Origin of the sequence: Chamaesiphon sp. OTE_8_metabat_110 (assembly GCF_031382685.1) — a bacterium.
Taxonomy (GTDB): domain Bacteria; phylum Cyanobacteriota; class Cyanobacteriia; order Cyanobacteriales; family Chamaesiphonaceae; genus Chamaesiphon.
Window position 1 is genome coordinate 1 of sequence record NZ_JANMZA010000262.1, and the last position, 13,577, is coordinate 13,577.

The following is a 13,577-nucleotide window of genomic DNA, read 5'->3' on the forward strand; positions in this document are numbered from 1 at the left end:
CGATCGTCACAAATTTTCACCATTATCCGCAACTAGCTCAATCTGCCCTCTTGCGGGTACACCGCATCCAAGCAACCTTGGGCGTACCGATTACCACGGCTGCTGGCGATAAGTTAGGCACGCTATCGATTTTTGATTTTAAACCGCGCCAATTTAGCGATCGCGAAATCGATCTCCTCCACCTTGTCAGTCGCCTCGTCGCCAGCGAATTCGAGCGGAAGTTATTAAGTCAAGCACAATTAAATAATTGGGTGGGCAATCTCCAATATCGCGCTCCGATAGGATTTGACGATCCGGGCGTCGCCGCTGCATATGACGAGCGCAAAGTCTCTACCAGCAACAAAATCGAGCCTCTACGACTCAATGCGATCGAGCCAGCAATTACCGCTGCCTCAGCCGCATCCGCAGTTCCAGGTCAAATTCAGTCGCAATTACTGACTCATTTAGCCCAAGAACTGCGGACGCCACTCACCTCCGTCCTGGGAATGGCTAGCGTCTTACAACAAGAAGTCTATGGCGCTTTAACCAGCAAGCAAAAAGATTATTTAGGAATTATCCACCATAGCGGTCAACAGTTAGTCACCCTTGTCGATGAGATCTCCCAATTAGGTGGACTCGTCGGCGACACCTCCCGCACCGAAAATTCTGCGCCGCAACTGGCACTCCAATCGGTAAATCTTGAGCTGCTATGCCAATTGGCGCTTCAGAGTCTAGAGCCGCTAGCCCAAAAAAAACAGCAGCACATCAAATTAGCACTAGCGGCAAATACTAGCACCACCTGGATGCTAGACAAAGACAAAGTACGTCAAATCGTCTACTATCTGAGTCTGAGTTTAATTCATGCCAGTGCCACCGCTTGCCACATCTCGATCGAGATTGCCCAGCTCGCCGATGCTCTCCAGATGCAGATCGTCACTAACGATTTTGACGCTCTGCTCGCGCCCTTTCCGGCATCCCCGCAGGCTCAGAATGCTCAGATCGGTCAGGATCTGCGGATTAGCCTGGGTTTAACACTCAGTCATACGCTGGCTGCGGCACATGGCGGCACGATTTCCTCTAGCCCCAGTGGTAATGGTTATCGACTCACCTTACCGCTAGTCGCTAGTCCGACAATGGCAATCGATCGCGACGCAATTGTGATGTGATAGGCTGATACCTGGCTTCAGATCTACACAACTGCAACCATGTCATCATCCACTGCCCAAATCAAACTCCTGATCGTAGACATTGATGGCACGATCGCGGGAGAATCCAATCAAGTCAGTCCCCGTGTCAAAGCAGCAATCTCAGCCGCGCAAGAGCGTGGTGTCCGGGTAGGGATTGCGACAGGTAGAATGTATAAATCGGCCCTCCGGTTTCATCAGGAAATCGCCGCAGACATGCCGATTATTGCCTATCAAGGCGCTTGGATTCAAGATCCGGCTACAGGTACCATTCACCGTCATTGTCCCGTACCTGTCGATATTGCTAGGGAACTGGTCGATTATTTCGAGCAACCGACACTCTTGGATAAATTATCGATTCATGTTTATCGCGATGATTGTCTGTATGTGCGGAAAATTAACCCCGACACTGAGCTATATGTCGGGCGGAGTGGGATTGCTGTCACTCCAGTTGCCGATTTACGAACGATCTTGACCGAGCGACCGACTAAAATACTCGCGATGTCGGAGGATACTACGTTAATTCAAGACCTACTCCAAGATCTGCGCCGCAAGTATACTGTCGATCGATTGCATGTTACTACCTCGGTACCGATCTTTCTGGAAACGACCCAATCGGGTATCGATAAAGGCAATGCGATCGACTATGTAGCTAAAAACTTACTCGACATCACCGCCGAGAATGTCCTGGCGATCGGTGATAACTATAATGATGTGGAAATGCTAGCTTATGCCGGGATCGGTGTCGCGATGGGTAACGCCCCCGCTGATGTCCGCTCTCTTGCTGACTGGGTGGCTCCACCTGTCAGCGCGGATGGTGTTGCGGTCGCGATCGAGAAATTTATTCTCAATTCCTAAGTTGCCGCTACCAAACCAACCGGAATCTCTTGTCTTTAAAATAATATAAAACCAAAAAGAAGACCGACGACTGGCCGTGTTTCGTCTCGGTCTTCTTCTTGATTCGCTCCTCACACTCCATCAATAATACTAGACTCTACAAACTCTTGTCAATACTTTACAAAAAATTAATTATTGATGGTCGCAGATCCACGCGATCTCGATCGGTGCAAAATCGATAAATCTCAACCTCAGCAACGATTACAGCTTGAAGATCTCCACTTTTACCTCATCTAAACAAGCGATCCCCGTCGCAATTTCAGTCACAAACTGTCTCTGGTTTGACTCGATCGGGATGAGAATCCCCATCGTACTTCCATTATAATTTAGAAATCTTTAGCTCCTAAGTTCAAACAGTCTCATGGTATCGATCTCCGCCGCCCATCCCACCAGTCGCCAGTATTTGCCCCCAACGACTCCCGACGCATCCCCCAACCAGCATATTCTCCCCCTGAGTGCCAAAGTAAACGACAGGGATTGTCTCGAAGTTGGTGGCTGCGATGTAACCGAGCTAGTCCAACAATTTGGTTCGCCACTATATATCCTCGACGAGCAATCGGTTCGCGTCGCTTGTAGACAATATCGGGACGGGTGGCAGAAATATTATCCAGGCGAATCTCTGGTAATATATGCCTCAAAAGCATGGAGTTGCCTGGCAATCTGTGCGATCGCGGGTAGTGAAGATTTAGGGATCGATGCGGTATCTGGTGGTGAAATTCTCACGGCGATTAAAGCTGGCGTGAGTGCGGCGCAAATCTACTTCCATGGTAATAATAAATCAGTTGCCGAACTCGAACTCGCGATCTCAAAAGACTGTAGAATCATTGCCGATAACTGGCTCGAACTGGAAAATATTGCCCATATCGCCAGCATCGCAGGCAAAAATGTCCCCGTGATGATTCGGCTCACGCCAGGAATCGAGTGTCACACCCACGAATATATTCGCACCGGACATTTAGATAGTAAATTTGGTTTCGATCCCAATCAACTCGATGAAGTCTTCACCTGGTTGAGCAAACAAGCTCATATTACCTGTATCGGCGTTCACGCTCACATCGGCTCTCAAATCTTCGAGCAACAACCTCACCAAGATCTCGCAGGCGTGATGGTGGAGTGGTACAAACTCGCTCTCAGCCACGGTTTACCCATCAGCGAGATTAATGTCGGTGGTGGTTTGGGTATCAAATACACCGAAGCCGACGATCCGCAAAGCATCGACGAGTGGGTAAAAAACGTCGCTACTGCCCTCAAAATCGCCTGTGACACGCATGGAGTTGCCTACCCGCGCGTTTTATCCGAACCCGGACGTTCGTTGATTGGGAGTAGCTGTGTCACCGCCTACACCGTCGGCGGTAATAAAACCGTCCCCGGAATTCGGAAGTATATCAGCATCGATGGTGGCATGTCCGACAATCCCCGCCCGATTACTTATCAGTCCCAATATCGGGCGATGATTGCGAATAAAATGTCCGCACCGATGACTGAAACCGTCACGATCGCGGGCAAGCATTGCGAATCAGGTGATATCTTGATTAAAGATGCCCAAATTGCTGTTTCTGTACCGGGAGATATCTTGGTAGTTCCCGCGACGGGCGCATATAACCATAGTATGTCTTCCAACTATAATCGGATTACTCGTCCGGCAGCAGTCTTGGTGAAGAATGCCGAAGCAAGTATCATCATTGAGCGTGAAAACTACGACGATTTGTTGAGGTTCGACAGGTTGCCCGAACGGTTAGTGAAGTAGCTAAATAACGATCGGGTTATAATATAGACAATTTAGTTATTTAAGCCCTGTCGATTGTGCCAGCTAAAGACGTTTTCCATGATGCAGTCAGACATGCGCTAGAAAAAGAACAGTGGATAATTACTGACGATCCACTGTTCTTGCGCTTTGGTGGGGTCGATATGTACATCGATCTCGCAGCAGAACAATTGATGACGGCTGAAAAGAATGGTGAAAAATCGCTGTTGAAATCAAAAGTTTTATCGGTGTTTCGGCAACAACAGAATTTAGTACCGCACTAGGACAGTTTCTTAAGTATCAGCTTGCATTAGAAGAAGAACAGCCCGATCGTATTCTATATCTTGCTATACCTATAGATGCCGAGCGAAGTTTTTTTACCTCAGAATTACCCCGCCGATTGGTAGAGAAATATGGTGTCAATCTAATTGTCTACGAACCAGAAGAAGAGGCGATCGTTAAATGGCAAAAACAGACGAATATCGACAGCTAGTTCGGACTATTTTGACTGAATATAGTCAAATCAAATCGGCAAATGAAGAAGTAGATGCTGAATTAATATTCGATCTAGAACGCGATCGATATCAACTAGTTCATGTCGGTTGGTCGCGCAAGCGCAGGATTTATGGTTGTGTTTTACACTTAGATATAAAGGATGGTAAAATCTGGATTCAGCATGACGGTACGGAAGTAGGTATCGCCAACGAACTCATCGCCAAAGATGTACCCAAGCACGACATTATCATTGGGTTCCACTCTCCATTTAAGCGGCAATTTACTGAATTCGCAGTGAACTAATATTATTATAAAAGTAGGGGTAATTCATGAATTACCCCTACTTTTATGTGCGATTCGATCGAACTAATTATTATCTGTATTTATCGGCATCAAGCGATTTAGTGATAGCTGTAACTCAGCATTAAATTTATAAATATCATTTAAATCTCCAATTGGTTGTTTGATTTCTTTTGCACTCTCATCTAGAAAGCCAATATATTTTTGTTTGGAATTAAACCAAAGACGGCAAAGAGTCTTTGTGGGTTTGCCATCTAGACACACTCCAAAATATTTTTGAGTGTCTTTATATTGAATTCGGTTTGGTTCTACAGCTTCTCTTAGTAGAGATTTAATGATAAAAAATCCTTCCAATTCTTCTTCCGTCGTGACGATCGCATCTTCAGCTTTAATTAAATCTACTACAGGTAGTTGAATCTTAACTGTATGTTCGCTACGATCTTCTACTTCACGTTCGATAACAGATCTGAGCGTATCTGTGATTCGATCGCTGATTAGTTGATTTATTGAATCTTTAGTAATCTTAGTGAACTTATCAATTACACCTGACATGATTTTCCCTGAGTATACTTGAGACACAAAGAACTTTACAAATTCTGGTGATGGTTCCAAAAGCTGCTCGGACATAATCCGTTTAATTTCTTTGGTATACATCAAGTTACTGGCGGTGCTTTTCAGTTCACTGGAATTGAATACAGATTTAGAAAAACGTTTCAATTCAGCCACATTAGATTCTTGAATATCTTGCATATTAAATTCAAAGAAAGGCTTTGAATCCATCGCATTTGGTTTTTCTAAATCTGTGTAAAAACGATAGATAATACCATTAGTCAAAATTCCAAACATGGCATCAGTTGAAGACAGATACCGATACAACTGAGAGCCGTGTCTTGGATGATCTAATTCGTGCCCACACCATTTACACTCAAACAAGATGACAGGTTTACCATCAACTAAAATTGCATAGTCAACTTTCTCACCCTTCAAGCCTATAGCATCAGCAGTATACTCAGGACAAACTTCAGTGGGATTGAAGACATCGTAGCCCAACGCACTAAGCAATGGCATGATAAAAGCATTTTTAGTGGCTTCTTCCGTCTGAATTTGTTCGCGTAGCTTCGAGATTTGCTCGCTGATTTGCTTAATTCGATCGATAAAGTCCATTATATTCACAAGTATAAAATATATACTTAGAATGCCCTAGAGTTAATCACAAGTAACGTTTAAACTTAACAATACCAATATTCGATCGATCTCAGATCTGTTAGCGATAATTTGTAAATTGCAACGCCACAGGTAGATCTTCTTGCTTCATCCGCTGCATCACTGCTTGCAACTCATCTTTATCCTTTGCGGTAACGCGGACGACATCGCCTTGAATCGAGGGTTGAACTTTCTTAAACTCGTCCCGAATTAATTTAGAAATCTGCTTGGCAATCTCCTGAGTGAGACCTTTTTTGAGTGTAACTTCTTGACGAACTCGATTGCCGCTAGCTGAATCGATGTTGCCGTAATCAAAAATTTTGAGCGATAGATTACGTTTGATCGCTTTACTTTGGAGCATATCATGAACTGCTGTGAGTGTCATTTCACTGGCAGTATTGATGGTAATCTTATCTTCTGCTAGTTCGACAGTCGTTTGGGTATCTTTGAGATCGTAACGGCTGATAATTTCGCGATTGGTTTGATCGAGGGCGTTGACTAATTCCTGTCTGTCAAAATCGCTGACAATATCAAAGGAGAATGTAGATGCCATAGGGGTGCTTGGTTGAGTAGGATCTGTGCTTAGTTGGGGAAGGCTTTAGGCTTTGGGTGTTAGGTATTAGGGTTAAGAGAATTTAATTAGTTAAACCTAGATTTTACATGCAGTCCCTAAAACCCAAAGCCTAAAGCCTAGAGCCTAGAGCCTAATTCATGGTGCTGGCGATACTCATGGACATGAGCGTATAGATAGCGACGGAGCCGACTCCAAACATTAACGATCGACCGATCGGGAAATTGATGATATAAAAGATTGAGTAAAGTAGGCGGGCTGCTGTAAAACCGATCGCGCAATTGACTACCGTTGAGGAATCTTGTTTGGTCGTGTATGCCATTAATGCGGCTGCACTATACAGTATAAATGCTTCCCATGAATTTTGATGCGCCCAAGTTGCTCGCTGACCATAATCTGGCAACTTATCAAATGCAGCGCGTGGAGCGGAAATATCGAACCCGACTTGAAAGCGGGTAATCGCGACGACTAAATATGGAAAATAAACTAAAGCTGCGGCGGCGGCGATCGAACCGAGTAAGATTGTAGAAGTGGAAAGATTGGCGAAATTCATAACAGCAGTTTGCGGTCGGAAATCTAAGTAAGAGTAAATGTTAGGGGAAGAAATTTAAACCGCATCCTCACAAGAATTTGCCTGTAGGGTGGGGGATGTTTAAACCCCCAGTTTAATTACTAAACCGATGGATAAAATAGTTAGTCGAAATAGAACAGAGTGACAACCTTGCGCTGTTCTTCTGCCTCGTGGCAAGTTTGCAGCAGGGTATCGCTATCGTGGAAGGCAAAACAAATCAACTGCTGACAGCGAGAGACAATTTCCTGATTGCACAGTGCGCTGGCTTCGCCCAATGATAGATCGTCATTGCCAGGATTTTCGACTAGGTGCATCACATTCGATAGCTGATCCTGCGATTCTTGGGGTTGACGAGCTAGACTTTGAGGCAAAATCACTGTCAACATGTCGCGGTTAGCTCTAATCGCCCCCCGAATCGCCGCAGAATTGGTACCAGTGGCACCAGAAGTAATCAGCCGATTACCAGATAGCACCAAGGCATAGCTCATCATCTCGATCAGATGTTGATGAGTAATCGGGACGTGACGGGAACCCAGTAATGCAATTTTCTTGGAGCCTGTCTGTTGAATCGTGGCTAGCTCTTGGGCTAGGGTATCGATCTCAGATACGTTAATCAAAGACTGTGAATGGCTTAACAACTTAATTATTTTAGCATACGCTCAAAGGATAAACTAGGCAGCCTTACATCTTGCACTAGCGGCGAAATACTTAGTGAAGTGGGGGAAAGGGAAAAGGGATAAAATGAGCCATTCATCCTTTACTCTAACATCGCTAATAGTAAATACATATTGTTGCAAGATGCGATCGGCCCCGGAAGCTTGGCATCAAGATAGAATACAGGGGAGTAGATTCTTTACTAAACTCGATCGTATGCAAGCCGCCGCCACTCCACCTTTAAAGCTCACCCATCGTCCACAATTGCTCGCGCCTGCGGGAAATTGGGAATGCGCCAAAGCGGCGATCGAAAATGGTGCGGATGCCATCTATTTTGGATTGGAGCGGTTTAATGCCCGAATGCGGGCGGAAAACTTTACCGAGGCGGATTTGCCAGAATTGATGGCGTGGTTGCATCAGCGGGGCGTCAAGGGCTATGTCACGCTCAATACGCTGGTGTTTCCGCAGGAGTTACCTGCGGCGGAGCAATACCTGCGGAGTGTAATTTTAGCTGGGGTAGATGCCGCGATCGTTCAGGATGTGGGATTGTGTAAATTAATCCGCCATTTATCGCCAGATTTCCCGATTCATGCTTCGACGCAGATGACGGTGACGAGTGCGGCGGGGGTAGAATTTGCTCATGAATTGGGGTGTAATTTAGTTGTCTTGGCGCGGGAATGTTCGCTGAAGGAAATTAACAAGATTCAGGAGCAATTAGGCGATCGCGAAATCTCGATTCCGCTGGAAGTATTCGTACATGGGGCGTTGTGTGTTGCTTATTCAGGACAATGTTTGACGAGTGAATCTTTGGGCGGTCGATCGGCAAATCGGGGCGAATGCGCTCAAGCTTGTCGGATGCCTTACGATCTGATTGTGGACGATCAACTATATCATTTGGGCGATCGCAAGTATTTACTCAGCCCTCAAGATTTGGCAGGATTGAATGTCTTGCCGGAAATTATTAAAAGTGGTGTTAGTTGTCTCAAGATTGAGGGACGATTGAAGACGCCCGAATATGTGGCGAGTGTAACGAAAGTGTATCGATCGGCTGTCGATCGAATCGTTGCCGATTTAGGGGTAGCTGTTGAGCCAGCCCAAGATTTATATAATCTCGAAATGGCATTCTCGCGAGGGCTGCATACGGGCTGGTTTGAAGGTATCGATAATCAGGCTTTAGTACATGCTAGATTTGGTAAGAAGCGCGGGGTATATCTAGGCGAAGTTACACGAGTTTATCCCGATCGCGAGGCAATTACCATCGAACCAATTTCACCAATCAAAGCTGGCGATGGAATCGTATTTGATTGCGGACATCCTGAAGATAGAGAAGAAGGCGGGCGCGTTTACGAGGTATTTAAAGGCGATCGAGAAGAGGTGATGTTAACCTTTGGGCGGGGGATGGTAAACTTTCGTCAGGTATATATCGGTGATAAAGTTTGGAAAACTAGCGATCCAGAATTGGATAAACAAGTTCGCCAAACTTATGCAGGCGATGTGCCTAAGTATCAGCGTCCGATCGAGTTAGAATTGCATGGCGAAGTTAACCAACCATTAGTCGCGATCGCGCGTGATGAAATGGGTGCTGTGGTGCAAGTAGAATCGGAACTATTATTAGTCCCAGCTCAAAATCAACCGCTGACTACTGAGAAGCTAACCGCTCAATTAGGACGATTGGGTAATACCCCTTTTTGCTTGGGAAATCTCACTAATCATGTAGTTGGCGATCTGATGTTACCAGTCAGCGCCCTCAATCAACTCCGCCGCGAATTAGTAACTAAATTAACTGAGGTTCGCAGTAAACCGAAATCGTGGCAATTATCGCCGACAAATAAATTAGCAGACTTATTACCGAAAGTCACCCAGGCATATTCTAACCCACCTCAACTAATTACCTTGGTTCGCAAATTAGATCAAATTCCAGCGGCGATCGAGTCTGGTATTGCTACCATTTATTGCGAACTTGAAGATCCGCGCAAATATCGCGAAGCAGTCCAATTAGTGCGGGCGGCTAAACAATATCAAAGTAATCCAACCCAAATATTTGTCGCCCCACCACGGATTACTAAACCGGGTGAAAATTGGATCTTGGAGCAAGTGCGATCGAGTGATGCTGATGGTTATTTAATTCGCAATTACGACCATCTGGAGTTTTTAAAAAATGAGCGGTGTGTGGCTGATTTTGCCCTAAACGTCGCCAATCCGCTGACGGCTGACTATTTCTATCAAAACTACACTTTAGACCGCCTGACGGCTTCCTACGATCTGAATATCGACCAATTAACCGCCCTGATTCGCAGTTGTCCCCGCGACTGGTTTGAAGTCACGATTCACCAACACATGCCAATGTTCCACATGGAGCATTGCGTTTTCTGTGCGTTCTTATCTGAAGGTACAGACTACACCAACTGCGGTCGTCCCTGCGACAATCATCAGGTCAAATTACGAGATCGAGTCGGTACCGAACACATCCTCCAAGCTGATGCTGGCTGTCGAAATACGGTGTTTAATGGCATGGCGCAAACTGGAGCGGAATATATCCATCGGTTAGTAGAATTAGGTGTCTATAATTTCCGATTGGAGTTTGTCAATGAATCGCCGCAAACAGTGAGCGAAACGATCGGGTATTATCAACAATTATTAGGCGGTCAAATTAGTGGTGCCCAATTGTGGCAAAATCTTAAATTGAGCAGTCAGCTCGGTGTCACTCGCGGTTCTTTGGGAGTATAGCAATAGGTCGATAGCTATGTCTGTCAAGATGTTCTGAGTTTTAGTTTGCAAAGGCGGACATCGCTGTTTCAAGCAGTATTTTAGCGGAGGATTTATGGCGATCGATCTCCTGTTTGCCTTGAAACTTATTTCGGTATTAGGTTGCTCATTAATAGCGGGAGTTTTCTTCGCATTTTCTAACTTCGTGATGAATGCGCTGGCTCGGCTCCAGCCAGCGCAGGGTATTGCTGCGATGCAATCTATTAATATCACGGTCATCAATCCATTATTTATGACAGCATTCTTAGGAACGGGGGTTGGTTGCGTCTTTGTAGCTATCTCCTCGTTATTAAAATGGCAGCAAATTAGTATTACATATTCTATGCTGGGCAGCTTGCTTTATCTCATCGGTACAATTGGGGTAACGCTGGTATTTAACGTGCCACTCAACGAGGCACTTGCCAAGGTCGAGCCGAGTAGTGCCGATGGTATCAAAATATGGACTGATTATCTTGCCGATTGGACATTCTGGAATCACATGCGCACAGGAGCGGCATTTGCCGCCGCCGCCGCGATCTCGTTAGCGTAGACTCTTTCTTACGTTAACTATAGATAAAAAGGAGGGGCAATCGAGCGATTACCCCTCCTTTTTATTTATAGCTGTTAGTTTGAAACTTAGAAACGTAAATTAGCACCTATGGTGACACTGGTATTTGCATTATTGCTACTAAAGGGAATTGCTACCGAACCCAATAAAGCAAAACTTTCACTGACATTTAGATCGGCACCAACTTGAGCAAAACCGTTTGTTGTAGTATTGGAGTTACCTGTCTGGAAACCAACACCCACGCCGATAAAGGGGGTAATCGGTGTAGGTGATTGACGCAGATCCCAATCATAAGTCAAACTAGTACCAAACTGCGTCCCACCAGAGGGAAAGTTGACATAAGGACGTAGGGAAATATTGTCAGCGATACCTAACTTGCTATCGATACCAAATACACTTTGTCCGCCACCAAAAGTAACCGCAGGGCCGATATAATTGTTGCCGATGCCGCCAGCCATCGCTGCGGTGGGGGATTGAGTAATGGCGGCGACTAAGCTTGCGAGGATTGCGGGTAGGAGTAAAAGCTTTTTCATATGAGATAATTATCGTTGCGAGTATAAAATCAGACGATTCACTCTTCGCATTGGTTCCATTTCAGGATTATTTTTTTAAAATTACACGTTTGTGTAGCTTCTGCTACTGCATTAGTACTTAGTATTATGGATCGACACCTGACTCCAGAAGTCCGCCAAATTATCGAACGCGTCCTCCAGCTTGAAAAAGATCGGCTCGATCGCAAGAAGAATTCACCAATCAATGATGATATCCTCAAAATCATCAAGGAGATCGTTCGATGAAACTGAGCGCGATTCGTTTATTTAACTTCCGCCAATTTTATGGCGAAACGCCTGAAATCCGCCTTGCGACTGATAACGATCGCAATACCACCATCATCCACGGCAATAATGGCTCGGGGAAAACGACGATCCTTAATGCTTTTACTTGGGTACTGTACGAAAAATTTACCGCCGCGTTTGCTGAATCCCATCAATTAGTTAATAAACGCGCTATCGCTGAAGCCGATGTCGGTGCGGCTATCGACACCTGGGTAGAAGTCGCCTGGGAGCACGACGGCAAACGTTATCGCGCCAAACGCACCTGTCGCGCCTACAAGCAGCAAACGGGAGTGAATATCGTCAATAACGAATTACTCTACTTATATATCGGTGACGCAGATGGGAAATGGATTCATCCCCAACAGCCACCAGATGAAATCATCGCCAGAATCCTCCCCGCCAGTCTCCATCAATATTTCTTTTTTGACGGCGAACGCATCGAGCAAATCGTCCGCCAAGATAAACGCCTAGAAATCGCCGAAGCTACCAAAATATTACTAGGAGTAGAAGTCCTCAATCGATCGATCTCACATCTCGGCGAAGCCAAAAAAACCCTCGCTACCGAACTCGCCCAAATTGGCGACACGACTACCAAAGATTTACTCAAATCTCAGCAGCAATGTCAACTGGAGATCGATCGGATCCAGGAGCGCGAAGCTGAAATCGTCCTCGAAATCGCCAACTTTCACCAAATCGAGCGCGAAGTCAACCAGTACCTGCTCGAACTCACCGCCGCCACCGCCATCCAATCCCAACGCCAAGAACTAGAGCGCGCCAAAGCCACCCAGCAAACCCAACTCCGTCAAGCGCAGACGTCAATCAAACAATTAGTCTCCACCCAAGCTCATACCGTTTTACTCACAGATTTAACTAGCGATTTCCAGCAAATTGTCACCGAATTACGCGATCGAGGCGAACTAAATCAAGGGATTTCTCGTGAGTTTCTCAATCAACTAATCTACCATCAAAACTGCCTGTGCGGCACGAAATTAGCGCCAAATACTCCTGCATATCTGCACATCCAAACCTGGCTATCCCGCGCGAATATTGCCGTCATTGAAGAGACAACCATGCGGTTGATCGGTCAAGTTGAAGATTTAGAAACTAAAGGTGGTGAATTCTGGCAGGCGATCGATCTTCAGCAGCAAATTGTCGCCACAACTAGAGCCGAGATTAGTCAACTAGAAATCGAGATCGACAAACTCGAAACCCAACTGCGTCAGGATACCAATACCGAGATTGCTAACCTGCAAAAACGGCTCGATGACATCGCGATTAAAGTCCGCGATCTCATTCTCACGCAAGGGCAACACCGCCAACAAATTATTCATCTTGAAGGTCAAATTCAATCATTAGCCAAACAAATTGCCAAACAACAAGTCAACCAAGATCGGCAAATCTTAGCAAATCGAAGATTGCAAGCCGCACAGTCAGCAATTAGCGAATTAATCGAGATTCGTACCAACCAAGAGCAGCAATTTCGGCTCGAATTAGAGCAGCGCGTCCAACGCATTTTTCAAACAATTTCGGTAACTCCATATCTACCCAAAATTACCGAGAAATACGAACTTATACTAGTTGAAAATACACGCGGCGTCGAAACCACAGTTGCCGCTTCAACTGGCGAAAATCAGATCCTCAGCCTCTCATTTATCGGCGGAATTATCGATCGCGTCCGGGAATGGAGCGCCCAGAAATTACTCTCAGTCCCCGAAAGCAATACCTTCCCGATCGTCATGGATTCGCCATTTGGCAGCCTCGATCGGATCTCCCGCAGTCAGATTGCCCAGATCCTGCCGCAACTAGCCAGTCAAATCGTCGTGCTGGTTA

At 45.7% G+C, this 13,577-nt stretch carries 13 protein-coding genes and 1 pseudogene; 9 read left to right on the top strand and 5 right to left on the bottom strand.

Annotated elements, in window-relative coordinates; translation table 11 throughout:
• The 5 genes and pseudogenes from RMO52_RS09440 to RMO52_RS09460 all read left to right on the top strand — a co-directional run.
• The coding region (locus RMO52_RS09440; RefSeq protein WP_310413312.1) for a GAF domain-containing sensor histidine kinase at positions 1 to 1,145 on the top strand (1,145 nt) is incomplete at its 5' end.
• Positions 1,146 to 1,184: 39 nt separating this feature from the next.
• On the top strand, positions 1,185 to 2,021 hold the full coding sequence (locus RMO52_RS09445) for a Cof-type HAD-IIB family hydrolase (RefSeq protein WP_310413315.1): 837 nt from the start codon (positions 1,185 to 1,187) through the stop codon (positions 2,019 to 2,021).
• 400 nt (positions 2,022 to 2,421) lie between these two features.
• Positions 2,422 to 3,807 (top strand): diaminopimelate decarboxylase, encoded by a 1,386-nt coding sequence (gene lysA, locus RMO52_RS09450; protein ID WP_310413318.1) that lies wholly within the window; start codon positions 2,422 to 2,424, stop codon positions 3,805 to 3,807.
• Positions 3,808 to 3,863: 56 nt separating this feature from the next.
• Positions 3,864 to 4,297: pseudogene (locus tag RMO52_RS09455) on the top strand (XisH family protein).
• Positions 4,267 to 4,602 carry a XisI protein gene (locus RMO52_RS09460; protein WP_309738048.1) on the top strand — a complete coding sequence of 112 codons (336 nt, stop codon included), beginning with the start codon at positions 4,267 to 4,269 and terminating at the stop codon, positions 4,600 to 4,602. The pseudogene RMO52_RS09455 and the gene RMO52_RS09460 overlap by 31 nt, the downstream one beginning before the upstream one ends.
• A 63-nt stretch (positions 4,603 to 4,665) precedes the next feature.
• Here the strand turns inward: RMO52_RS09460 and RMO52_RS09465 are convergent, their stop codons facing one another.
• From RMO52_RS09465 to RMO52_RS09480, 4 genes are all read right to left on the bottom strand, one after another.
• A complete protein-coding gene (locus tag RMO52_RS09465; RefSeq protein WP_309738047.1) occupies positions 4,666 to 5,763 on the bottom strand; it encodes a type I restriction endonuclease in 1,098 nt (365 codons plus the stop codon).
• Between the two features lie 100 nt (positions 5,764 to 5,863).
• Positions 5,864 to 6,355, bottom strand: a complete 492-nt coding sequence (locus RMO52_RS09470; RefSeq protein WP_310413321.1) for a YajQ family cyclic di-GMP-binding protein — start codon at positions 6,353 to 6,355, stop codon at positions 5,864 to 5,866.
• 151 nt (positions 6,356 to 6,506) lie between these two features.
• Positions 6,507 to 6,926: an MAPEG family protein gene (locus RMO52_RS09475; RefSeq protein WP_310413324.1), complete on the bottom strand. Its 420-nt coding sequence runs from the start codon at positions 6,924 to 6,926 to the stop codon at positions 6,507 to 6,509.
• Positions 6,927 to 7,066: 140 nt separating this feature from the next.
• Positions 7,067 to 7,582 carry a DNA recombination-mediator protein A gene (locus RMO52_RS09480; RefSeq protein WP_310413328.1) on the bottom strand — a complete coding sequence of 172 codons (516 nt, stop codon included), beginning with the start codon at positions 7,580 to 7,582 and terminating at the stop codon, positions 7,067 to 7,069.
• A gap of 232 nt (positions 7,583 to 7,814) precedes the next feature.
• Here RMO52_RS09480 and RMO52_RS09485 point away from each other — a divergent pair, with 232 nt between their 5' ends.
• Together RMO52_RS09485 and RMO52_RS09490 are read left to right on the top strand one after the other, a co-directional pair.
• Positions 7,815 to 10,325: a DUF3656 domain-containing protein gene (locus RMO52_RS09485; RefSeq protein ID WP_310413331.1), complete on the top strand. Its 2,511-nt coding sequence runs from the start codon at positions 7,815 to 7,817 to the stop codon at positions 10,323 to 10,325.
• A gap of 94 nt (positions 10,326 to 10,419) precedes the next feature.
• Entirely contained in the window at positions 10,420 to 10,893 is a 474-nt protein-coding gene (locus tag RMO52_RS09490) for an anthrone oxygenase family protein (protein WP_310413333.1), read from the top strand.
• An 86-nt stretch (positions 10,894 to 10,979) separates the two neighbouring features.
• Here RMO52_RS09490 and RMO52_RS09495 read toward each other — a convergent pair whose 3' ends face one another.
• On the bottom strand, positions 10,980 to 11,444 hold the full coding sequence (locus tag RMO52_RS09495; protein WP_310413336.1) for a hypothetical protein: 465 nt from the start codon (positions 11,442 to 11,444) through the stop codon (positions 10,980 to 10,982).
• Positions 11,445 to 11,570: 126 nt separating this feature from the next.
• Here RMO52_RS09495 and RMO52_RS09500 point away from each other — a divergent pair, with 126 nt between their 5' ends.
• Positions 11,571 to 11,708, top strand: coding sequence for a hypothetical protein (locus RMO52_RS09500; RefSeq protein WP_310413339.1), 138 nt, complete (start codon positions 11,571 to 11,573; stop codon positions 11,706 to 11,708).
• The coding region (locus tag RMO52_RS09505; RefSeq protein WP_310413342.1) for an AAA family ATPase at positions 11,705 to 13,577 on the top strand (1,873 nt) is incomplete at its 3' end. The genes RMO52_RS09500 and RMO52_RS09505, both read left to right, overlap by 4 nt.